At 68.8% G+C, this 22885-nt stretch carries 21 protein-coding genes; 18 read left to right on the top strand and 3 right to left on the bottom strand.

Translation table 11 applies throughout. The annotated features are described in order from the left end of the window. Window positions 1–298 precede the first annotated feature (298 nt). From gcl to ACGTNG_RS01725, 10 genes are all read left to right on the top strand, one after another. A complete protein-coding gene (gcl, locus tag ACGTNG_RS01770; RefSeq protein ID WP_394575123.1) occupies window positions 299–2074 on the top strand; it encodes a glyoxylate carboligase in 1776 nt (591 codons plus the stop codon). A gap of 102 nt (window positions 2075–2176) precedes the next feature. Next, entirely contained in the window at window positions 2177–2953 is a 777-nt protein-coding gene (hyi, locus tag ACGTNG_RS01765) for a hydroxypyruvate isomerase (protein ID WP_394575121.1), read from the top strand. Window positions 2954–3130: 177 nt separating this feature from the next. After that, entirely contained in the window at window positions 3131–4018 is an 888-nt protein-coding gene (locus tag ACGTNG_RS01760; protein ID WP_394575120.1) for a 2-hydroxy-3-oxopropionate reductase, read from the top strand. Window positions 4019–4220: 202 nt separating this feature from the next. After that, window positions 4221–5561, top strand: a complete 1341-nt coding sequence (locus tag ACGTNG_RS01755) for a glycerate kinase type-2 family protein (RefSeq protein WP_394575118.1) — start codon at window positions 4221–4223, stop codon at window positions 5559–5561. Further along, entirely contained in the window at window positions 5558–7048 is a 1491-nt protein-coding gene (gene pyk, locus ACGTNG_RS01750) for a pyruvate kinase (RefSeq protein ID WP_394575117.1), read from the top strand. Before ACGTNG_RS01755 ends, pyk begins: the two co-directional genes overlap by 4 nt. 84 nt (window positions 7049–7132) lie before the next feature. Next, window positions 7133–7867, top strand: coding sequence for a GntR family transcriptional regulator (locus ACGTNG_RS01745; protein ID WP_394575116.1), 735 nt, complete (start codon window positions 7133–7135; stop codon window positions 7865–7867). Between the two features lie 111 nt (window positions 7868–7978). Continuing rightward, window positions 7979–8776: a molybdate ABC transporter substrate-binding protein gene (gene modA / locus ACGTNG_RS01740; protein WP_394575115.1), complete on the top strand. Its 798-nt coding sequence runs from the start codon at window positions 7979–7981 to the stop codon at window positions 8774–8776. Further along, on the top strand, window positions 8776–9444 hold the full coding sequence (gene modB / locus ACGTNG_RS01735) for a molybdate ABC transporter permease subunit (protein ID WP_394575114.1): 669 nt from the start codon (window positions 8776–8778) through the stop codon (window positions 9442–9444). Before modA ends, modB begins: the two co-directional genes overlap by 1 nt. After that, complete coding sequence (locus ACGTNG_RS01730; protein WP_394575112.1) at window positions 9437–10648, top strand: ABC transporter ATP-binding protein; 1212 nt, start codon at window positions 9437–9439, stop codon at window positions 10646–10648. Before modB ends, ACGTNG_RS01730 begins: the two co-directional genes overlap by 8 nt. 10 nt (window positions 10649–10658) lie before the next feature. Then, the gene (locus ACGTNG_RS01725; RefSeq protein ID WP_394575111.1) at window positions 10659–11201 is read left to right on the top strand and encodes a DUF192 domain-containing protein; all 543 of its coding nucleotides are present in this window, start codon (window positions 10659–10661) and stop codon (window positions 11199–11201) included. Window positions 11202–11217: 16 nt separating this feature from the next. On the opposite strand, the gene ACGTNG_RS01720 is transcribed toward ACGTNG_RS01725, so the two are convergent. After that, complete coding sequence (locus ACGTNG_RS01720) at window positions 11218–12078, bottom strand: DMT family transporter (protein WP_394575110.1); 861 nt, start codon at window positions 12076–12078, stop codon at window positions 11218–11220. A 203-nt stretch (window positions 12079–12281) separates the two neighbouring features. Here ACGTNG_RS01720 and ACGTNG_RS01715 point away from each other — a divergent pair, with 203 nt between their 5' ends. The 3 genes from ACGTNG_RS01715 (at window position 12282) to ACGTNG_RS01705 (ending at window position 15175) form a co-directional block, all read left to right on the top strand. Continuing rightward, window positions 12282–13298, top strand: a complete 1017-nt coding sequence (locus ACGTNG_RS01715) for a DctP family TRAP transporter solute-binding subunit (protein WP_394575109.1) — start codon at window positions 12282–12284, stop codon at window positions 13296–13298. Between the two features lie 115 nt (window positions 13299–13413). Then, entirely contained in the window at window positions 13414–13890 is a 477-nt protein-coding gene (locus ACGTNG_RS01710) for a TRAP transporter small permease (RefSeq protein WP_394575107.1), read from the top strand. Then, window positions 13880–15175 (top strand): TRAP transporter large permease, encoded by a 1296-nt coding sequence (locus ACGTNG_RS01705; protein ID WP_394575106.1) that lies wholly within the window; start codon window positions 13880–13882, stop codon window positions 15173–15175. The genes ACGTNG_RS01710 and ACGTNG_RS01705 overlap by 11 nt, the downstream gene beginning before the upstream one ends. 32 nt (window positions 15176–15207) lie before the next feature. On the opposite strand, the gene ACGTNG_RS01700 is transcribed toward ACGTNG_RS01705, so the two are convergent. Both ACGTNG_RS01700 and ACGTNG_RS01695 read right to left on the bottom strand, forming a co-directional pair. Next, a complete protein-coding gene (locus ACGTNG_RS01700; protein ID WP_394575105.1) occupies window positions 15208–15747 on the bottom strand; it encodes a macro domain-containing protein in 540 nt (179 codons plus the stop codon). A 30-nt stretch (window positions 15748–15777) separates the two neighbouring features. After that, window positions 15778–16602, bottom strand: a complete 825-nt coding sequence (locus tag ACGTNG_RS01695) for a carbon-nitrogen hydrolase family protein (protein ID WP_394575104.1) — start codon at window positions 16600–16602, stop codon at window positions 15778–15780. A gap of 285 nt (window positions 16603–16887) precedes the next feature. Between ACGTNG_RS01695 and ACGTNG_RS01690 the strand changes: the two genes are divergently transcribed. The 5 genes from ACGTNG_RS01690 to ACGTNG_RS01670 all read left to right on the top strand — a co-directional run bounded on the left by ACGTNG_RS01690 (window position 16888) and on the right by ACGTNG_RS01670 (window position 22863). Further along, window positions 16888–17865 carry a TAXI family TRAP transporter solute-binding subunit gene (locus ACGTNG_RS01690; protein WP_394575103.1) on the top strand — a complete coding sequence of 326 codons (978 nt, stop codon included), beginning with the start codon at window positions 16888–16890 and terminating at the stop codon, window positions 17863–17865. A 125-nt stretch (window positions 17866–17990) separates the two neighbouring features. Next, window positions 17991–20585, top strand: coding sequence for a TRAP transporter permease (locus ACGTNG_RS01685; protein ID WP_394575102.1), 2595 nt, complete (start codon window positions 17991–17993; stop codon window positions 20583–20585). Window positions 20586–20598: 13 nt separating this feature from the next. Next, window positions 20599–21027 carry a universal stress protein gene (locus ACGTNG_RS01680; protein WP_394575100.1) on the top strand — a complete coding sequence of 143 codons (429 nt, stop codon included), beginning with the start codon at window positions 20599–20601 and terminating at the stop codon, window positions 21025–21027. 323 nt (window positions 21028–21350) lie between these two features. Then, a complete protein-coding gene (locus tag ACGTNG_RS01675; RefSeq protein WP_394575098.1) occupies window positions 21351–22166 on the top strand; it encodes a DUF2189 domain-containing protein in 816 nt (271 codons plus the stop codon). Window positions 22167–22311: 145 nt separating this feature from the next. After that, window positions 22312–22863 (top strand): putative pterin-binding protein, encoded by a 552-nt coding sequence (locus ACGTNG_RS01670; RefSeq protein ID WP_394575097.1) that lies wholly within the window; start codon window positions 22312–22314, stop codon window positions 22861–22863. Window positions 22864–22885: the final 22 nt, after the last annotated feature.

The raw sequence follows: 22885 nt of genomic DNA, 5'->3' as shown, positions 1-22885 counted from the left end.
GCGGCACCATGCCGCCCGACGACCCGTTCTGTCGCACACTGCTCGCAAGGATTGCATACACTTGTTCGATAAGATGTTGGCCATGCCGGAGTGCACCTCGGTCGACGGCTAGGCGGTGCGGTGATTTTTGGGAATTTTTTCCATTAATATATCTTTTTGATATTAATGGATTTTTTTTGGATTAAAAATAAGCTGGAAATGTTTTCCAGAAAATCTTGACGGACCCTGGGAATGGCGCCTAGTCTCTGTATACAGAAATATTTTCCAAAGAATAAAACCCGCCACTGGAGGATTCGTCATGGCTCGCATGACCGCCGCGGAAGCTGCCGTTCACGTGCTGCGCAAGGAGGGCGTCGATGTCGCCTTCGGCTTGCCCGGCGCCGCCATCAACCCCTTCTACGCCGCGATGCGTAAGGTTGGGGGCGTCGACCACGTGCTGGCGCGCCATGTCGAGGGGGCCTCCCACATGGCCGAGGGCTACACCCGTACCCAGCCGGGCAACATCGGCGTGTGCATCGGTACCTCCGGACCGGCCGGCACCGACATGATCACCGGCCTCTACTCCGCCTCGGCGGACTCCATTCCGATCCTCTGCATCACCGGCCAGGCACCGACCGGCAAGCTGCACAAGGAGGACTTCCAGGCGGTCGATATCCAGGCGATCGCCGGCCCGGTCACCAAGTGGGCCATCACCGTGCTGGAGGCGGCCCAGGTGCCGCGCGCCTTCCAGCAGGCCTTCCACCTGATGCGCAGCGCGCGCCCGGGCCCGGTGCTGCTCGACCTGCCCATCGACGTGCAGATGACCGAGATCGAGTTCGATCCGGATACCTATGAGCCGCTGCCGGTCTACAAGCCGGCCGCCAGCCGCGCCCAGGTGGAGAAGGCGCTGGGCATGCTCAACGAGGCCGACAAGCCGCTGCTGGTGGCCGGGGGCGGCATCATCAACGCCGATGCCGGCGACCTGCTGACCGAGTTCGCCGAGTTGACCGGCGTGCCGGTGATCCCGACCCTGATGGGTTGGGGCACCATTCCGGACGATCACCGCCTGATGGCGGGCATGGTCGGCCTGCAGACCTCGCACCGCTACGGCAACGCGACCATGCTCGAGTCCGACTTCGTGATGGGCATCGGCAACCGCTGGGCGAACCGCCACACCGGCACGCTCGAGACCTACACCAAGGATCGCAAGTTCGTTCACGTCGACATCGAGCCGACCCAGATCGGGCGCATCTTCGGCCCCGATTTCGGCATCGTCTCCGACGCCAAGGCGGCGCTCGAGCTGTTCATCGAGGTGGCCCGCGAGTGGCAGGCCGAGGGCAAGCTCAAGGATCGCAGCGCCTGGGCCGAGGAGTGCCAGGAGCGCAAGCGCACCCTGCTGCGCAAGACCCACTTCGACGACGTGCCGGTCAAGCCGCAGCGCGTCTACGAGGAGATGAACAAGGCGTTCGGCAAGAACACCCGCTACGTCAGCACCATCGGCCTCTCGCAGATCGCCGGCGCGCAGTTCCTGCACGTCTACAAGCCGCGCCACTGGATCAACTGTGGCCAGGCGGGGCCGCTGGGCTGGACCATCCCGGCCGCGCTGGGCGTGCGTCGTGCCGATCCGGACACCGACATCGTCGCGCTCTCCGGCGACTATGATTTCCAGTTCATGATCGAGGAGCTGGCGGTCGGGGCGCAGTTCAACCTGCCCTACCTCCACGTGGTGGTGAACAATTCCTACCTGGGGCTGATCCGCCAGGCCCAGCGCGGCTTCGAGATGGACTACCAGGTGCAGCTCGCCTTCGAGAACATCAACTGCCCGGAGATCAACGGCTACGGGGTGGATCACGTCTCCGTGGTCGAGGGCCTGGGCTGCAAGGCGATCCGCGTCACCGAGCCCGACCAGATCGCGCCGGCCTTCGCCGAGGCCCGCGAGCTGATGAAGGAGCATCGCGTGCCGGTGGTGGTCGAGGTCATCCTCGAGAAGGTGACCAACATCGCCATGGGGACCGACCTGGGCGGCATCAACGAGTTCGAGGCGCTGGCCGAGAACGTCGCCGACGCCCCGAGCTCCATCGCCGCCCTGCGCTGAATTGCCCTTCGTTGAGAGGGACAGGAGGCGCGCCGCCGGTGGGGACCGGCGGCGAGCCCCGAGACTACGCTGAAACACACGAAAAGAGACAGGGAGATGCACATGGCCAAGTTTGCCGCCAATCTCAGCATGCTGTTCACCGAGGTCGACTTCCTCGACCGCTTCGAGGCCGCCGCCAAGGCCGGCTTCAAGGGCGTGGAGTACCTCTTCCCGTACGATTTCGAGGCCGCCGAGATCAGAAAGCGCCTCGACGACAACGGCCTGGCGCAGGTGCTGTTCAACCTGCCGGCCGGCGACTGGGGCGCGGGCGAGCGCGGCATCGCCTGCCATCCGGACCGCGTCGAGGAGTTCCGCGCCGGCGTCGATCGCGCGATCGCCTACGCCAAGGTGCTGGGCAACACCCAGGTCAACTGCCTGGCCGGCATCAAGCCCGAGGGCGTCAGCGACGACCAGGCGCGCCAGACGCTGGTCGAGAACCTGCGCTTCGCCGCCGAGAAGCTCGCGGCCGAGGGCATCCTGCTGATCGCCGAGCCGATCAACACCCGCGACATCCCGGGCTTCTTCCTCAACCGCACCGCCCAGGCGCTGGCGCTCTTCGACGAGGTGGGCTCGAACAACCTGAAGCTGCAGTACGACATCTACCACATGCAGATCATGGAAGGGGATCTGGCCCCGACAATCGAGGCGAACCTCGCGCGCATCGCCCACGTGCAGCTGGCCGACAACCCGGGCCGCCACGAGCCGGGCACCGGCGAGATCAACTATCCCTTCCTGTTCGCGCACCTCGATCGTCTCGGCTATGACGGCTGGATCGGTTGCGAGTACAAGCCCAAGGCGGGCACCCAGGAAGGCTTGGGCTGGCTGGACGGCGTTCGCTGAAACGCTACTGCGCTCGGCATCTCGATCGCCGGCGGTGCTCGGAGTCCTCATGTACTGAAGTACACTCCGGCTCCTCCGCTCCGGCGGCGACCGACCTGCCATCGCTCGTAACGCGTTTAGCACCAGGAAAGATCGAGAAACGTTGCGACGCATCACGCAAGTGACAGGAGAGATATCATGAGCAAGATCGGTTTTATCGGACTGGGCATCATGGGTCGTCCCATGGCGGGGCACCTGCTGGACGCCGGCCACGAGCTGACCACCGTCAAGCGCGGCACCCTGGACGAGACCCTGGCCTCCAAGGGCCTGCAGGCGCTGGCCGACCCCAAGGCGGTCGCCGAGGCCTCCGAGGTGGTCATCACCATGGTCCCGGACACCCCCGACGTCGAGGAGGTGCTGTTCGGCGAGGGCGGGGTGATCGAGGGCCTCAAGCCCGGTACCCTGGTGATCGACATGAGCTCCATCGCGCCGATCCCCACCCAGGAGTTCGCCAAGCGCGTTCATGAGGCGGGTGGCGAGTACGTCGACGCCCCGGTGTCCGGCGGCGAGGGCGGTGCCATCAACGCCGCGCTGACCATCATGGTCGGTGCCACCGAGGAGGGCTTCCAGCGCGCCGAGCCGATCCTCGAGGTGATGGGCAAGACCATCACCCACATCGGTGGACACGGTGCCGGCCAGACCTGCAAGGTGGCCAACCAGATCGTCGTCGCCCTGACCATCGAGGCGGTTTCCGAGGGGCTGCTGTTCGCCTCCAGGGCCGGTGCCGACGTGGCCAAGGTCCGCGAGTCGCTGCTCGGCGGCCTGGCCCAGTCGAAGATCCTCGACGTGCACGGCGAGCGCATGATCCAGCGCACCTTCGATCCGGGCTTCAAGGTCAAGCTGCACCAGAAGGACCTCAACCTGGCACTGGAAGGCGCGCGCACCCTGAACCTCTCGCTGCCCGGTACCGCCAACGCCCAGCAGCTGTTCCAGTCCTGCGTCGCCCACGGCGGTGCCGACTGGGATCACGCCGGCATGGTGCGTGCCCTGGAGTCTCTGGCCAACCACGAGATCGGCCAGGACTGAGTGACGACACGTCCAATGACAGGTCGTGAACTCTACCCGTTGGCTGTCATTGTGGGCCGACGGGTGACAGGGAGGTGACTGCTCCCTGACGGCAGGCGTCGGGTCGTCGCCTGCCGGGTCGCCGCTGGCGATCGTTGCCCGGTGGTGGGTTCCCCCTGAAGTACCCTCCCGTCACCGGGCCTTTTTCGTGAAGGAGACTCCCATGAACACACTCAGCCCCCAGGTCTCTCACGGCGTACTCGCGGCGCCGAGCGACTGGCTTCGGCAGCTGGCGAACACCGCGATCGCGGCCGTGCATCCCGATACCCTGCTGCCCGACCGGCTCCCCGAGCCGCCCCGCGGTCGCACCGTGGTGGTCGGCGCGGGCAAGGCCGCCGCCGCCATGGCCGCGGCCCTGGAGCGCAGCTGGCAGGCCCATCAGCCCGAGGCGCCGCTCGAGGGCCTGGTGGTGACCCGCTATGGCCATGGTCCTCAAGGGCAGGGCCCCCAGGGGCCGGAGAGTGAGTGCCGGCGCATCGAGGTCCTCGAGGCGTCGCATCCGATGCCCGACGACCTCAGCGAGCGGGCGGCGCGCCGCATGCTCGAGGCCGTGCAGGACCTGGGGGAAGATGACCTGGTGATCGCGCTGGTCTCCGGCGGCGGCTCGTCGCTGATGACCCTGCCGGCACCCGGCGTGAGCCTGGCCGAGAAGCAGGCGATCAACAAGGCGCTGCTGCGCTCCGGTGCGCCGATTCGCGAGATCAACACCGTGCGTCGGCACCTCTCCGCCATCAAGGGCGGACGCCTGGCGGCCGCCGCGCACCCGGCCCGGGTGCTGACCTGGCTGATCTCCGACGTGCCCGGCGACGAGGCCTCGCTGATCGCCTCCGGGCCGACCCTGCCCGACGCCAGCCGTCCGGCCGAGGCCCTGGCGATCCTCGAGCGCCACGCCATCGAGGTCTCCGACGGCGTGCGCCGCTGCCTGACGGGGCAGGCCACGCCGCCCCGGCCCGAGGATGCCGGCTTCGCCCGGGACGAGAGCGAGATCCTCGCCCGCGCCCGGGACGCCCTGGCGGCCGGGCAGGCCGCCGCCGAGCACGACGGCATCGAGGTGCGCCTGCTCGGCGACGACCTGGAAGGGGAGGCGCGCGCGCTGGGCCACGCCCAGGGCCGCATGGCGCTCTGTGCCCAGGACGGCCTCGAGCGGCCGCTGCTGATCCTCTCCGGCGGCGAGACCAGCGTGACCGTCCAGGGCGATGGCCGCGGCGGGCGCAACGTCGAGTACCTGCTGGGCCTGTTCGCGACCCTCAAGGGCGCCCCCGGCATCCACGCCGTGGCCGTGGATACCGACGGCATCGACGGCTCCGAGGACAACGCCGGCGCGCACTGCTCCCCCGAGGACTGGGGGCGGGCGCAGGCGGCGGGACTCGATCCCGACGACTACCTGTCACGCAATGACGCGTATACTTTCTTCGAGGCCCTGGACGACCTGATCGTCACCGGGCCGACGCGCACCAATGTCAACGATTTTCGTGCCATCCTGGTACTGCCGAGGACCTCATGACGCTGCCGACTCACGCCCCGATTCACGCCCCCATTCGCCGCACCAAGATCGTCGCCACCCTGGGCCCGGCCAGCGACCGGGAGGGCGTGCTGGAAGAGATGCTGTCCGCCGGCGTCGACGTGGTGCGTCTCAACTTCTCCCACGGCACGCCCGACGATCACCGCCAGCGCCTGGCGCGGGTGCGTGAGATCGCCGCGCGCCTGGGCCGCAGCGTCGCCGCGCTGGGCGACCTGCAGGGCCCCAAGATCCGCATCGCCCGCTTCAAGGAGGGCGCCGTGACCCTGGAGGAGGGCCAGTCCTTCATCCTCGACATGGGCCTGGACGGTGACCAGGGCGACGCCACCCGGGTCGGCTGTGACTACAAGACCCTGGCCGACGACGTCGCCCCGGGTGACCGCCTGCTGCTCGACGACGGCCGGCTGGTACTCGACGTCAATCGCGTCGTCGACCACCTGATTCACACCAGCGTGGTGGTGGGCGGCAAGCTCTCCAACAACAAGGGCATCAACAAGCAGGGCGGCGGCCTCTCCGCCCCGGCGCTGACCGACAAGGACCGCGCCGACCTCGCGACCGCCGTCGATATCGGCGTCGACTACCTGGCGATCTCCTTCCCGCGCAGCGCCGCCGACATGCTCGAGGCCCGCGAGCTGCTCGGCGAGGCCGGCAAGGAGATCGGCCTGGTGGCCAAGCTCGAGCGCGCCGAGGCGGTGGCCGATGACGAGACCCTGGACGGCATCATCCGCGCCAGCGAGGCGGTGATGGTGGCCCGCGGCGATCTCGGCGTGGAGATCGGCGATGCCAAGCTGATCGGCACCCAGAAGCGCATCATCAAGCACGCCCGCACCCTGAACCGCGCGGTGATCACCGCCACCCAGATGATGGAGTCGATGATCGAGTCGCCGCTGCCCACCCGGGCCGAGGTGTTCGACGTGGCCAACGCGGTGCTCGACGGCACCGACGCGGTGATGCTCTCCGCCGAGACCGCCGCCGGCGACTTCCCGGTGGAGACCATCGAGGCGATGGACCGGGTGTGCCTGGGGGCCGAGCGCGAACGGCGCGCCCAGGAGTCCGGCCACCGCATCCACGAGGGCTTCAGCCGCATCGACGAGACCATCGCGCTCTCGGCGATGTACGCCGCCAACCACCTGGCCGGCGTGGCCGCCATCGCCTGCATGACCGCGTCGGGCTACACGCCGCTGATCGCCTCGCGCATCAGCTCGGGGCTGCCGATCATCGGCCTGGCCCACAACCCGGTCGCCCAGCGGCGCATGGCGCTCTATCGCGGGGTGGTCTCGCTGCCCTTCGACACCAGCGAGATGACGGCCGCCGAGCTCAACGACCGGGCCCTGGCGCTGCTGGTTCGCCAGGGCATCGCCGAGCCGGGCGACCACGTGATCCTCACCCGGGGCGATCACATGAACGCCCACGGCGGCACCAACACCCTGAAGATCCTCGACGTGGGGACGGAACATCAGGCCGAGGCGTGATTCTTGTATACGATAGGTCTGTCTGCTGTGGCCATTCCGGTGACGGGATGAGAAGCTGTCGGCAAACAACCTAGAGGAATGATCATGCACGAGGAGTGGCAGGAGGAGGTGCTGGCGGAGGTCAGGGCCGGGCGTCGCATCAGCGACCGGGATATCGTCGACCAGGTGCGGCGCGCCGTGCTGATGCAGCGCCTGCCGCCGGGCACGCGCCTGCCGGAGGTGACGCTGGGCGAGGTGTTCGGGGTCAGCCGGTCGGTGGTGCGCAAGGCCCTCACCCGGCTCGCCTCCGAGCACGTGGTGGACCAGCGCCCCAACCAGGTGGCGCGGGTCCGCGCGCCGAGCGTCGAGGAGACCCGCGAAACCTTCGCCGCCCGGCGCCTGGTCGAGGGCGAGGTCGCCGCGCTGCTGGCCGGCGGCCTCGACGCCGCCTCGGTGGCGCGGCTCGAGCTGGAGGTCGAACGCGAGATCGCGGCCCACGGACGCGGCGACGAGCCGGCGCGCATCGAGCACTCCCTGGCCATCCACCACCTGCTGGCCGAGCAGTCGCCGAATCGCGTGCTGGGGGCGATGCTCACCGATCTGATCCTGCGCACCTCCATCGTGATCGCCCTCTACAAGCGCCCGAGCCTCGGCTCCTGTTACCTGGAGGGGGACCACACCGTGCTGCTTGACGCCCTCAAGCAGGGCGAGGGCGAGGCGGCCCGGAGTGCCATCCTGGCGCACCTGGAGAGCCTCGAGGCGCTGCTGGACCTGAGCGCCCGGGAGACCCGCATCGACCTGATGGCGATCCTCGGCCAGGCCGGCGAGGTCGAGGCCTGACCCGGCCTTGATGCGCATCAAGGCGGGTGGCGCCCCGGCGTCACCCGCCTTGTTCCCTCCGCGGAGCTGGCCGACAATGCTGGCTCATTGACTCGGGTTCGGGATCCCTTCATGTCCGCAGTGTTTCGCCTCGCCCTGGCCGCCTGGCTGTTGGCGATCGCCTCTCCGGCGTTCGCCGGCCAGGCCACCGTGGCCGTCGCCTCGTCGCTGCAGTTCGCCTTCCCCGCGCTGGTCGAGCGCTTTCGCGCCCAGGGCGGCGCGCCGCTGCGCATCAACTACGGCGCCTCCGGTACCTTTCGTCGACAGATCGCCCAGGGCGCGCCCTTCGAGCTCTTCCTCTCGGCGGACGAGCAGAGCGTGCTGGCCCTGCACGAGGCGGGCTTCACGGAGGATGCCGGCCGGGTCTATGCGGTCGGTCGTCTGGCCTGGATCCAGCCGGCCGGGCGCGGTGCGCTGCCGAGCGAGGAAGAGGCGCTCTCCGGTGTCGAGGCGGCCATCGCCGCCCATCGGGCGGGGCATGGGCGCCCGCGGGTGGCGCTGGCCAACCCGGAACACGCCCCCTACGGGATCGCCGCGCGCCAGGCGCTCGAGCAGGCCGGTCTCTGGGAGGCGTCGGCGCCGCTTCGCGTGATGGGCGAGAACGTCTCCCAGGCGGCGCGCTTCGCCCTGGCCGACGAGGCCCGGGGGGGCCTGGTGGCCTACTCGCTGGCCCTGGCCCCGACGCTCGCCGAGCGGGCCGAGCACGTGCTGATCCCCGCCGACCGACACGCACCGCTGCGCCAGCGCATGGCGCTGATGCCCGGCGCGAGCGAGTCGGCCCGCGCCCTTTACGCCTGGCTGCAGGGCGAGGAGGCACGCGAGATCCTGGCACGCTTCGGCTTCCAGCCGCCGACGGCGGACGGCGCCTGATGGACTGGACGGCGCTCTCGGTCTCGCTGCGCCTGGCGGGGCTGACCTGCCTGCTGCTGCTGCCGCTGGGGCTGTGGCTGGGACGCGCCCTGGCGCTGTCGCGCTTTCGCGGCCGCGCGCTCTGTGAAGCGCTGGTGGCGCTGCCGCTGGTGATGCCGCCCACAGTGCTGGGCTTCTACCTGATGCAGGCCTTCGGGGCGCAGGCGCCGTTCGGCGCCTTCTGGCAATCGCTGACCGGCGGCGGGCTCAACTTCACCTTCACCGGCATCCTGCTCGCCTCGCTGATCGCCAACCTGCCCTTCGCCGTTCAGCCGATCCAGCGCGCCTTCGAGACGATTCCCCCCAACCTGCGCGAGGCGGCCTGGTGCAGCGGCCTCTCGCCGTTCCAGACGCTGTGGCGCATCGAGCTGCCGCTGGTGTGGCCGGGGCTGGTCTCGGCCCTGGCGCTGACCTTCGCCCATACCCTCGGCGAGTTCGGGGTGATCCTGATGGTCGGCGGCGCCATCGACGGCGAGACCCGCACCCTGGCCATCGCCATCTACGATCGGGTCCAGGCCTTCGACGAGTCTGGCGCCGCGGTGATGTCGGCCATGCTGCTGCTGGTCTCCTTCCTGACCATCGGCGTGGTCTACGGGCTCGCCGGGCGACGCAGGTGGCGCCGTGGCTGAGTCGAATCGCACCTCGTCGCCGGAGGCGAACGGCGAGCGGCTGGCGGTCAGCCTGCACCAGCCGGGGCCGATTCCGCTGGCCGCCGACTTCCACTGCGAGGCCGGCGAGCTGCTGGCGCTGGTGGGCCCCTCGGGCAGCGGCAAGACCACCCTGCTGCGCGCCATCGCCGGGCTCTACCGGCCGGCGGGCGGCATCATTCGCTGTGCCGGGGAGACCTGGTTCGAGGCGGCGGCGGGTCGCTCGCTGCCCCCCCAGCAGCGCCGGGTGGGGCTGGTGTTCCAGGACTATGCGCTCTTCCCGCACCTGACGGCGCGGGGCAACGTGATGGTCGCGCTCGATCACCTGCCCGCCGCGGAGCGACGCCTGGCCGCCGAGCGGTGGCTCGCCCGGGTGCGCCTCGACGGGCTCGCCGAGCGCTATCCCGCGGCGCTCTCCGGCGGCCAGCGGCAGCGCGTCGCCCTGGCCCGGGCGCTGGCGCGCAACCCCCGGGTGCTGCTGCTCGACGAACCCTTCTCGGCGGTGGATCAGGTCACCCGGCGGCGCCTGCAGAGGGAGCTGGCACTGCTGCGCGAGAAGATCCGCATCCCCATCGTGCTGGTCACCCACGACCTGGACGAGGCCGCCGCCCTGGCCGATCGGCTCTGCGTGCTGCATGCGGGGCAGAGCCTTCAGCAGGCCCCGGCCGAGGCGCTCTTCCGCCGCCCCGCGAGCCCGGCGGTGGCGCGGCTGCTCGATCGCCACAACGTCTTCGTGGGCCGCGTGACGGACGACGCGGCGGGGCGGAGGCTGCAGTGGGGGCCCTGGCGACTGGAGGTGGCGAACGGCCTCGAGCGCCTGTCGCCGGGACAGCGGGTCAGCTGGTACCTGCCGCCGTCGGACGTGGTGCTGCACCGTCGAGGCCGCCCCTCCCGAGGGGAGCGCGAGAACCCCGTCGAGGGCCGGGTGGTGGAGATGGCGGTGCTCGGCGGCATCAGCTTCGTGGCGCTGGGCTTCGATCACTGCGACGATACCCTGCGCTTCGAGTTGCCCACCCATGCGGCGCGCCGTAATGGCCTGGCCCGGGGCGAACGGGTCGGCGTCTCGCTGCTCGCCGCCGGGATTCACCTGATGCCCGAGGCTGATGCCCGCTCCGGCGCCCTTGCCCCCGCCCCCGCCGAGGGGGCGCCGGCCGATATCCACCCTGACGATCTTTCCGACCGCTGAGGAGACCCCCATGAATGCGACCCGTCGCCAGCTGCTGCTGGGCCTGGCCCTGTTGCCCGCGGCCGGCCTGCTGCCGCGCCCGCTGATCGCCGCCGACCCCGAGGAGGCCGAGGCCCTGGCGACCATGCCGCTGGTCATCCACGGTGCCCAGGGGCCGCAGCGCCTGCAGGTGGAAGTGGCGCGGAGCATCCGCGAGCGCAGCCGCGGCCTGATGGAGCGTGACCACCTCGACGAGGGAGCCGGCATGCTCTTCCTGTATCGCCATCCCCAGCCCTCGCGCAACGGCTTCTGGATGTATCGCACGCGGATCCCGCTGGATATCGCCTTCATCGATGAGGCCGGGCGTATCGCCGAGATCCACCAGATGACGCCCTGCACGGCCGACTCACCTGGCGACTGCCCGGTGACCCGCCCCGGCGTGTCCTACCGCGCGGCCCTGGAGGTGAACGCCGGCGCCTTCGAGGCGATGGGGGTGAAGGCCGGGGACTGCATCAGCTGGCCGGGCGGCGGCGGGCTCTGCGCGGGCCAGGCCGCCGAGTCGTCGACGCCCTGATCAGGCCTCGCCTCGATCAAGATGCCGGGCGGCGCGGGCCGAGGCGCAGCGTGATCAGTGCCAGTCCCGATAGCACCAGGCCGCCCCCGGCCAGCTTGTTGATGCCCAGGCTATCGCCCAGCAGCCAGGCCCCCAGCAGCACCGCCCCCACCGGCATCAGCAGCGTCAGCGGCGTGACCCGGCTCACCGGATGGCGGCGCAACAGCCCGTACCAGAGGCCGTAGGCCACGATGGAGGACATCACCGCGGTGTAGAACACCGCGCCCCAGCCGGCCCATCCGGCCGCCTGGATGGCCTGCCACTGGCCCTGCTCGAACCACCAGGACCCCAGCGCCACCTGAGGCGTGGCGAACAGCGCCACCCAGCCGGCCAGCGCCATGGGCGAGACGCTGGGGCCCTGCTTGATCAGCAGCTGCGAGATGGCCCAGCCCAGGGCGCTGGTCAGCAGCAGGGCGGTGGGCAGCGGCGACGGCAGGGTGGGGCCACCGGCCAGTACCGCGACCCCGGCGAAAGAGAGCGCCAGGCCGGCCAGTCGACGCGGCCCCAGGCGCTCCTTGAGGAACACCACGGCGAGCAGGGTCGCGAAGGGCGTACCCATCTGCACCAGCAGGGCACCGGTGCCCGCCTCGGCCTGACCGAGCCCGATGAACAGCAGGGCGAAGTGCAGCGAGCCGAAGGTCACCGAGAGCAGCGCCAGGAAGGGCAGCTGGTGACGCGCCACCGGGTGGAACGGCACCAGCAGGACCGCCACCAGGGCGAAGCGCAGCGTGGTCAGCAGCAAGGGGGGGAGTTCGGCCACGCCCAGCTTGATGACGATGATGTTCAGCGCCCAGATGGCGATGACGGCGAGGCCCAGGGCCAGGTCACGAAGCGGCACGGTGTCTCCTCGGGGGGCAGGGAAAAGCGTCACAGCATAGCAAGCCCGTTGAATGCGGGGACAGGGCGGGCCGCAGGCGTGTCTTGCATGACCCTCGGATGACAGGGCATCTTGAGGCTCGCGGCGTCGATGACGCCCTGACAACAACGACGCCGGGGAGGCCGCCGATGGGCTCCCCGCGCCCAACACCGCAAGGACACGCCATGCCTTCATCACGCCCCGCTCGCAGAGTCGCCGCCGCCCTGGCCGGCGTCCTGCTCGTCAGCGTTTCCCTCTCCTCGTCCGTCCAGGCCCGCGAGCTCTCCGTCTCCACCGTGCTCTCCGATGCCTTCCCCTGGGGGCAGGCCGCGGAGAAGTGGGCCGAGCTGGTGGCAGAGCGCTCCGATGGCGAGTTGACCCTGCGGGTCTACCCGAACTCTCAGCTGGTCAACGGCGACCAGACCCGCGAGTTCTCGGCCATGCGCTCGGGCCTGATCGATGCGGCCGTCGGCTCGACCATCAACTGGTCGCCCCAGGTGCCGGAGCTCAACCTCTTCTCGCTGCCTTTCTTCATGCCCGACGTGGGGGCGGTCGATGCCGTGACCGGCGGTGCGGCCGGCGAACTCGTCTTCGAGGCCATCGCGTCGCGGGGCGTGGTGCCGCTGGCCTGGGGCGAGAACGGCTTTCGCCAGCTCTCCAACTCCCAGGGCCCCATCGACGAGCCCGCCGACCTCGAGGGTCTGAAGATCCGCGTGGTGGGCTCGCCGCTGTTCCAGGACACCTTCACGGCCCTGGGTGCCAACCCGACCCAGATGAGCTGGGCCGATGCCAAGCCGGCGCTGACCACCGGCGCGGTCGACGGCCAGGAGAATCCGCTGTCGGTGTTCGACGTGGCGCGCATCGACCAGGTGGGGCAGGAGCACCTGACCCTCTGGAACTACATGAACGATCCGCTGGTGTTCGCGGTGAACCGTCAGGTGTGGGAGTCGCTCAGCGATCAGGAGCGCACCATCCTGCGCGACGCCGCCGAGGAGGCCGGTGCCTGGGAGATCGCCATGACCCGCGAGGAGGAGCCGGCGCGACTGGCGGCGATCCAGGAGCGCGGCGTCACGGTCACCGAGCTCGACGAGGCCCAGCACCAGGCCTTCGTCGAGGCGACCGAGGCGGTCCACGACGAGTGGGTGCCGCGCATCGGCGAGGCGATCGTCGAGGCCGCCCGTTCCGACATGCAGCCGGACTGATCCCCGGCGCCTAGGCCGCTCGGCGGCTTGTCCTGATCGGACTCTCACCATCGGCCCTCATTATCGGCCCCTTGCGGGGCCGATCTCGTCTCCACGCCTCGGACACCCGACGCCCATGAAACACCCCGACGCAAGACTCGAACGCCTGCTGGCGACCCTGGCGATCCTGATCATCGGCCTGATCAGCCTCGCCAACGTGGTGGTGCGCTATCTCACCGGCGGCTCCTTCGCCTTCACCGAGGAGTTCTCGGTGTTCCTGCTGGTGGTGCTGACCTTCGCCGGCGCCGCCGTGGCCCTGCGCCGCGATCGCCATATCCGCATCGGCCTGCTGGAACGGGCCCTGCCGGCGGCGCCGCGCCGCGCCCTGATCCTCTTCCAGGGCGCCTGCGGCCTGACGGTGCTGGGGCTGATCACCTGGTTTGGCGCCCGGATGACCTGGCAGGAGATCCAGTGGGGCTCTCTCTCCCCGGGCCTCGGCCTGCCGCAGTGGTGGTACCTGGCCTGGCTGCCGCTGCTCTCGGCGCTGATGATGCTGCGCCAGGGGCAGCAGACCCTGGATCGCCTGCGCGGGAGGCTCGAGGATGACGCCTGACCTGTGGATGCTGCTGGCCTTCGCGGGCCTGCTGATCAGCGGGGTCCCGGTGGCCTTCGCGCTGGGCCTGGGGGGCGCCGTCGGCATCCTGGCCGGGCTGTCGCCCGCCATGCTGGCGACGTTGGGCACCAACACCTACAACGGCGTGGCCAAGTACCCGCTGATCGCCATCCCGCTGTTCATCCTCACCGGGCTGATCTTCGAGCGGGCCGGGGTGGCGGCGCGGCTGGTGCGCTTCGCCCAGGCGCTGATCGGCCCGCGCCACGGCGGCCTGGCCGTGGTGGCGGTGCTGGTCTGCATGATCATGGGCGGGATGAGCGGCTCGGGCCCCGCCGATGCCGCGGCGGTGGCCATGGTGATGCTGCCGAGCATGACCAGGGCCGGCTACCCCAAGCCCTTCTCGGCCACGCTGATCGCCGCCTCGGCCTCCACGGCGATCCTGATCCCGCCCTCGGTGGCGCTGATCCTCTACTCCATCGTGGTGCCGGGAGTCGACCTGCGGGCGCTGTTCGCGGCGGGACTCTTCCCGGGACTGCTGGCCGGGGCGGCGCTGCTGGTGCCGGCGCTGCTGCTCTCCCGGCGCCATCGCTGGGAGGCCCCGGGCGGGGTCGAGCGACCGGCGCTGGGCGAGAGCTTCCGGCAGGCACTGCCGGCGCTGTTCGCCCCGGTGATCATTCTCGGCGGGCTGCGCAGCGGGCTCTTCACGCCCACCGAGGCGGCCGTGGTGGCGGTGGCCTACGGTGCCCTGGTCGGCCTCGTGCTGACCCGGGAGATGCGCTGGCGGGATCTCTGGGAGCTGCTGGGCGAAGCGGCGGTGATCTCCGGCGTGGTGCTGCTGATCATCGCCCTGGCCGGCATCTTCGCCTGGGCCGGCACCATGCTCGGCACCTTCCGTCATCTGGCGGAGTGGATCGTCGGGCTCACCGACAACGGCACGCTGCTGCTGGTGCTGATCATGCTGGCGGTCCTGCTGGCCGGCATGCTGCTCGACGCCATCTCGATCTATTTGATCATGATGCCGATCCTGATTCCGGTGATGCAGCACTTCGACTGGAACCCGGTGTGGTTCGGCATCCTGCTGGCGATGAACATCGCCATCGGCCAGTTCACGCCGCCGGTGGCGGTGAACCTGATGGTGACCACCGAGGTGGCGAAGATCCGCCTGGAGCAGACCGTGGGCTGGGCGCTGCTGTTCGTGGTGGCCATGGCGGCCGCCCTGGCGCTGGTGGCGCTGTTCCCCGCCATCGCCCTGTGGCTGCCCGGGGTGCTGGGCTACAACGTCTAGGCCAGGGTCGCGTAGCTGGGGCCGCGACGGGCTCAGTCGTCACCTCGGGCCTGGCCGTCCTGCAGGGTGGCCAGGGTGCGGCGATGCAGGTCCCGGCTGGTGGCATCGAAGAGCACGAAGCGCACGCGCTCGATGGCGGGGCAGTGGGGCAGGGTGGTGAGCACCGTCGAGATCGCGACGCGCGCCGCCTCGGCCGGCGGATAGCCGAAGGCGCCCGCGGAGAGGGCCGGGAAGGCGATCGAGGGAATGCCGTGGCGCTCGGCCAGCTCCAGGGCGCGGCGGTAGCAGGCCGCGAGCAGCTCGTCGGCCGGCTCGTCGACGCCGTACACCGGCCCCAGGCAGTGGATCACGTGGCGGTTGGGCAGCGCGAAGGCCTCGGTGATCACCGCCTGGCCGGGGCGGATCGGTGCCAGCGGCCGGCACGCCTCGGCGAGTTCGGGGCCGGCGGCCCGGTGCAGGGCGCCGGCCACGCCGCCGCCGCTTCTCAGCTGGGCGTTGGCGGCATTGACCACGGTATCGATATCGGCCTGGTGGGCGATATCGCCCTGGACGCACTCGATGCGCTCGGTCATGACGCGACTCCTTGGTGGCCTGGCCTGCCCTCAGTCTGGTGCCCAGAGCGGCAGGGCATCAAGGTCTGCCCGACGGTCCGGTCCGAGCGGCAGTCGCCGGCGCGCCTCGTCGAGCGTCGCCTTGTCCAGGGTCAGCCGATGCCACTCCTCGCCGGTGCCGAAGGCGAGGGCAGGGTGCTCGTCGTCGACCAGCGGCGGGCAGAACAGCGACCGGCCCCACTCGGCGCCGGCACGGTTCAGGCTCAACCAATAGAGCTGATTCTCCATGGCGCGGGTGGTGACGAAGGCGTGCCAGCTGGCGAAGCTGAAGTCGCGGGTGAAAGCCACCGGGTGCAGGATCAGTTCGACCCCATCGGCGGCGAGGCGCCGCGCCAGTGCCGGGAAGCGCAGGTCGTAGCAGATGACCACGCCGACCCGCCAGCCGGCGATCTCGGTGACCAGCAGGTGCTCGCCGGGCGAGAAGTGGGCCGCCTCGCCGGAGGCCCCGAACTGGGCGCAGTGGAGCTTGTCGTAGACGCCGGCCAGGCGGCCGTCGGGGCCGACCAGCACCTGGCTGATATGGCGGCGGCCGCCCGCGCGGCGCGCCATGCCGAAGGCGATGGCGGTGCCGAGTTCGCGCGCCAGCCCGGCGAAGGCCTCGACCACCGGGCCGCCGAGATCGTCGTCCAGCGCCTCCAGGCAGTCGAAGGCGTCGTCGCTATATTCCTGGGCGGCGAGCTCGGGCAGCACGATCAGATCCGGCACGCCATCGTCACAGGCCGCGCGCATACGCTCCGCCAACCGGCTCAGGTGGCTGAGCTGGTCGGCGCGACAACGCGTCGTCGGAATGGTGATCTGGCCGGCGAGTATCTGCATGGTCTCTCCTGTAGTGACGCCCGGGCACGTGATCCAGGCCGCTGCGCTTGCGCGCATCTCTTCAGTCTATTCCCGCGGTTACCGGGTCGTCCCTACGTGGACAGAGGCGCTGAAAATTAACGCTCGCGTCATCTACGCTGGGTCTAGACTCCTTCATAAGCAAAAAGGCCTCATCATACGACCGCTTTTTTCGCTAAAGTAGGAGGGAGCGGCTCAGAGCCGTCGGCGGTTCAGGATCGAGACCGCCACCACGGAACCCGTTTTCACAACACAAGAGGTGTGTTCATGACACGTCATGCTTTCTCTGCCGCTGCCTTTTCCGGCGCGCTGCTGGGAGCCGCGATGTTTGCATCGCCGGCCATGGCCCAGGACGAGAAGTTCATCACCATCGGTACCGGTGGCCAGACCGGCGTCTACTACGTGGTCGGCCAGTCCGTCTGCCGCCTGGTGAACCGTCTGGAAGACGCCAACATCAAGTGCAACGCCCCCTCCACCGGCGGGTCGGTGGCCAACGTCAACGGCATCAAGTCCGGTGAGCTGGACATGGGCGTGGTGCAGTCCGACGTGCAGTATCAGGCCTACAACGGCACCGGCAACTTCGAAGGCGATGCCTACGAGGACCTTCGCGCCGTCTTCCGTGTTCATGGCGAGCCTCTGACCATGCTGGCCCGCGCCGATGCCGGCATCGAGGGCCTCGACGACCTGGAAGGCAAGCGCGTCAACATCGGCAACCCGGGCTCCGGCCAGCGCAACACCATGGAAGTGGTCATGGATGCCAAGGGCTGGACCATGGATACCTTCTCCCTGGCCTCCCAGCTGGATGCCGCCGAGCAGGCCGCGGCCCTGTCCGACAACAACATCGACGCCATGGTCTATGTGGTCGGTCACCCCAACGGTTCCCTGCAGGAAGCCACCACCACCGTCGACGCGCGTCTCGTCCCGCTGGATGGCCCGGTCATCGAGCAGATCGTCGAGGAGCACCCCTACTACTCCATGTCGACCATCCCCGGTGGCCTCTACAAGGGCAACCCGGACGACGTGCCCACCTTCGGCGTGGCGGCCACCTTCGTGACCGACAGCAACACCGACGACGAAGTGGTCTACCAGACGGTCAAGGCGATCTTCGACAACTTCGATCGCTTCAAGCGTCTGCACCCTGCCTTCGAGAATCTCGATCCGCAGGAGATGGTCAGCTCCGGTCTGTCGGCGCCGCTGCACGAAGGTGCCGCACGCTACTATCGCGAGCAGGGTTGGATCGAGTGATCTCCGGTATCTGAGATCACCTCATCCAGGTGTTGAGTGCGCGGTCATCCGGATAGGTGGCCGCGCACTCTGGTTCTGACGAATGATTACCAGTGTCAATCGATAACTTAGAGCAGGGCTCGCTTATGACCGAGGACAAGATGAGGTCTCCGGGTGATGAGGTCGACCTGGAGGATATGGTCGCCTCTACCGACTCGGGGGCGCGCAAGCCGGCCGGAATGCCGGGCAAGCTGCTGGTCAGCATCGCCGCGGTATGGTCGCTCTTCCAGCTGTGGATCGCCTCGCCGATCCCCTTCATGCTGGGCTTCGGGGTCTTCAATGCCACCGAGGCCCGATCGATTCATCTGGCATTCGCCCTCTTCCTGGCCTATATGGCCTACCCGGCGCTGCAGCGCTCGCCGCGTGACCGCATTCCCTTTCAGGACTGGGTACTGGCGGCGGCGGCCGCCTTCTGCGGCGCCTACATGTTCATGTTCTACGAACAGCTGGCCCAGCGTCCCGGCGCCCCCATCCTGCAGGATGTGATCATCGGGGTGATCGGCATCCTGCTGCTCCTCGAGGCGACGCGTCGTGCCCTCGGGCCGCCGCTGATGATCGTGGCCACGGTGTTTCTCGTCTACAGCCTGGCCGGCCCCTGGATGCCCGGCATCCTGGCGCACGGCGGGGTGAGCCTGTTCGGCCTGGTCAACCACCAGTGGCTGACGACCCAGGGGGTCTTCGGCATCGCCCTGGGGGTCTCGACCAGTTTCGTCTTCCTGTTCGTACTCTTCGGCGCCCTGCTCGACAAGGCGGGCGCGGGTAACTACTTCATCAAGGTCGCCTTCTCGCTGCTCGGCCACTACAAGGGCGGGCCGGCCAAGGCCGCCGTGGTGGCCTCCGGCATGACCGGCCTGATCTCCGGCTCCTCGATCGCCAACGTGGTGACCACGGGGACCTTTACCGTGCCGATGATGAAGCGCGTCGGCTTCCCCGCCGAGAAGGCCGGGGCGGTGGAAGTGGCCTCCTCGGTCAACGGCCAGATCATGCCGCCGGTCATGGGGGCCGCGGCCTTCCTGATGGTGGAGTATGTCGGCATCTCCTACGTCGACGTGATCAAGCACGCCTTCCTGCCGGCGCTGATCTCCTATATCGCGCTGATCTATATCGTCCACCTCGAGGCCCTGAAGGCCAACATGCAGGGGCTTCAGAGCAGCAACCCGCCCAAGCCCCTGGTGCGCAAGGTGATCGGTTTCCTCGGCGGCCTGCTGTTGATGATGATCACGGCCATGGTGGTCTATTACGGCCTGGGCTGGATCAAGCCGCTGATGGGCGACGCCACCCCCTGGCTGGTGGCCCTGGTCCTGGCCGTCGTCTACGTGGGACTCTTGAAGCTGGCCGCGGGCTATCCCGAGCTCGAGCTCGACGATCCCGATGAGCCGGTCTACACCCTGCCGCAGACGCGTCCCACGGTGATGGTCGGCCTGCAGTACATCCTGCCGGTCGTGGTGCTGATCTGGTGCCTGATGGTCGAGCGCCTGTCGCCGGGGCTGTCGGCCTTCTGGGCCACGGTGCTGATGGTCTTCATCATGATCACCCAGCGCCCCATCACCTCGATCTTCCGGGGGCGCAGCGACATGGCGGCGGACATCCGCGAGGGGCTGCTGGACCTGTGGAGCGGGCTGGTGACCGGCGCGCGCAACATGATCGGCATCGGCATCGCCACGGCCACCGCCGGCATCATCGTCGGCGCGGTGTCCCAGACCGGCGTGGGCCTGGTGCTGGCCGACGTGGTCGAGGTGCTCTCCATGGGCAACCTGATGCTGATCCTGCTGCTCACCGCGGTGCTCAGCCTGATCCTCGGTATGGGCCTGCCCACCACGGCCAACTATATCGTGGTCTCGGCGCTGCTGGCCCCGGTGATCGTCCAGCTGGGCGAGCAGAACGGCCTGCTGGTGCCGCTGATCGCGGTGCACCTCTTCGTGTTCTACTTCGGCATCATGGCGGACGTGACCCCGCCGGTGGGCCTGGCCTCCTTCGCCGCGGCGGCGGTGTCGGGCGGTGATCCCATCCGTACCGGCTTCCAGGCCTTCTACTACAGCCTGCGGACCGCGGCGCTGCCGTTCCTGTTCATCTTCAACACCGACCTGCTGCTGATCGACGTCTCCTGGTTGCAGGGGATCCTGATCTTCGTGGTGGCCACGGTGGCGATGCTGATCTTCGCGGCGGCCACCCAGGGCTTCATGGTGACGCGCAGCCGCTGGTACGAGTCCGTGCTGCTGCTGCTGGTGGCCTTCACGCTGTTCCGCCCCGGGTTCTGGATGGACATGATCCACGATCCCTATCGCGAGGTGCCGCCGGCGCAGTTCGTCGAGGCGCTGGGCAGCGTCAGTGACGAGACGACCCTGCGGTTGCAGGTGGCGGGCCTGGACGCCTATGGCGATCCCATGACCACCTACATGACGCTGCCGGTGCCCGAAGGGGAGACCGGCGAGGAGCGCCTGGAGAACCTTGGGCTGGAACTGTTCATCGAAGAGGAGAAGGCGGTGGTCGATATGGTCGCCTACGGCAGCCAGGCCGCCGACATGGGCTTCGACTTCGACCAGGAGATCATCCAGGTCCTGGCTCCGGTGGATCGCTGGACCAAGGAGTGGATGTGGATTCCCGCCTTCCTGGTGTTCGGCCTGGTCCTGATGCTGCAACGGCGGCGGCGTGATCGCGATGCCGCCCTGGCTCAAGCCTGAAGGAGGCGCAACCATGTACCAGAAGATCATGTTGCCGGTGGATCTCAACGAGGAGGCGTCGTGGGAGAAGGCGCTGCCCACGGCCCTGTCGCTGTGCCAGAGCTTCGGTGCCTCGCTGCACGTGGTGACGGTGCTGCCCGACTACCGCATGCCGCTGGTGGGCTCCTACTTCCCCAAGGACTTCGCCCAGAAGGCACATCAGGCGGTCTCCGATGCCCAGCACGAGTTCATCCGTGAGCACGTGCCGGAGGACATCACCGTCCAGAGCGTGATCGTCGATGGCTCACCGTGGGAGGCGATCATCAAGGCGGCGAAGCAGCTCGAGATCGATCTGATCGTCATGGCCTCCCACAACAAGCGCAAGTTCGTCGACTACGTGCTCGGGCCCAATGCCGAGCACGTCGTGCACCACTCGAAGGTGTCGGTGATGATCGTGCGCTGAGTCGGCCTGGCCATGGTCGGCCATCGAGGCCGATGGCCATCGGCCAGCCCCCTGCGAACGCCTCCCCTCAAGGGAGGCGTTCGCGTATGAGGGGCGCCGACGACATGCGGGGGATGACGCCAGGCACGACCTCCGGCGGTTTCGCGTCCTGAGGACACTGTGCGTTGAGGGCCTCACCCCCTGGCCCTCTGCGTTAACGGCGGACGTCGTCTACATTAATCAGACATTAAGAGATGACGGGCGCTCTTTCGGCCATGCGGCGAAGGCGCCCCGAACCGGCCCGGCGGAACCGGGACACCAAAGGCGGAAACAGGGGTGTGACCATGAATGCGGCAACCAGAGAGCAGGACAAGACTGCTGCACCCAGTGTCAGGATCAACATCCGATCAGTGGGTATGGACAAGCCACGAGCCTGGCTGGCGGCAGGCTTCGAGGATTTTCGCCAGGCCACCGCGGTCAGTCTCGCCTATGGGATGTTCTGGGTGGGGCTGAGTATCGCCATCACCGCCGGTGCCTTCACGCTGGGGCTCTGGCACTGGTTGTTGCCGCTGATCGCCGGTTTCATGTTCCTCGGGCCGCTGGTGGCGGTGGGGTCCTACGGCATCAGCCGGGCGATCGAGGCCGGGCGCGTCCCCAATCTCGGTGATGCCTTCGGCGGCTGGAAGGGGCACGCCGGCCAGCTGGCGATGATGGGCGTGATGATGATGATCTTCTTCCTCGCCTGGATTCGCCTGGCCACGCTGCTCTTCGCGCTGTTTTTCGGCCTCGAGGCGCCCAACCCCGAGACGCTCTATGCCTCGCTGTTGACCACCGCCGACGGCCTGATCATGCTGGCGGTCGGCACCGCGATCGGCGCCGTGCTGGCCTTTGGCGCCTTCACCATCAGCGTGGTGGCCATCCCCACCCTGATGGATCAGGATCTCACCTTCATGGAGGGCATCGAGGCCAGCATCCGCTCGGTGGCCAAGAACTTCCGCCCGATGCTGCTGTGGGCGGCCATCCTCACCGGCTGCGTGCTGGTCGGGGTGATGACCTTCTATATCGGCCTGGCCCTGATCCTGCCGGTGCTCGGACATGCCAGCTGGCACGCCTACGAGGACCTGGTGCGCATCGAGCCGGTCGAGAAGCTGGAAAGCTGAGACCACGCCTGCCGACGGCGGCCGTACCAGCAGTGACACGAGGGGCGCCCTGGCGCCCCTCTCGCTTTTTGGCGGCCCCGCGCCTGACCCAGGGCGCCGAGTGACGTACTCTGTGCCGGTCTTTCTCGTCTCGGGAATCCCGCTCATGTCGACCGGATTCATCGTGCGTCTGCTGGCCCCGCTGCTGTGCCTGCTGATCGCGCTGTCCCACGCCCAGGCGCATTCTCACGCCCCGGCCCATCCTCAAGAGCAGCCGATGCCCCTGCCCGGGCCCACCGACAGGGTGATCCTCACCCTCAGCGGGGATATCGCCTATCCCAACGTGGGTGACGAGGCGCACTTCGATCGCGCCATGCTGGAGGCCCTGCCGTCGCGGGTCATCGAGACCCACACCCCCTGGCATAGCGACAAGGGGCGCTTCGAGGGGCCCCTGGTCCGGGCCCTGCTCGACACCGTCGGGGCCGACGGCGACAGCCTGCGCATCCGGGCCCTCAACGACTTCGAGGCGCAGGCCCCGCGGTCCGACTTCTACGACCACGACGTGATCCTCGCCATGTCACGGGACGGCGAGCCCCTGGGCATTCGCGACTTCGGTCCGCTGTTCGTCGTCTATCCCTTCGATGCGCATCCCGAGCTCTTGACCGAGGCGGTGCGCTTCCGCTCGGTCTGGCACGTCGAACGGATCATCGTACCCTGAGAGGTTCCGGGCGAGGAGGCCT

Source organism: Halomonas sp. B23F22_3, from assembly GCF_043496965.1.
GTDB lineage: Bacteria > Pseudomonadota > Gammaproteobacteria > Pseudomonadales > Halomonadaceae > Halomonas.
Note: the sequence above shows the minus strand (reverse complement) of the source record. Positions and strands in the feature narration are given on the sequence as shown.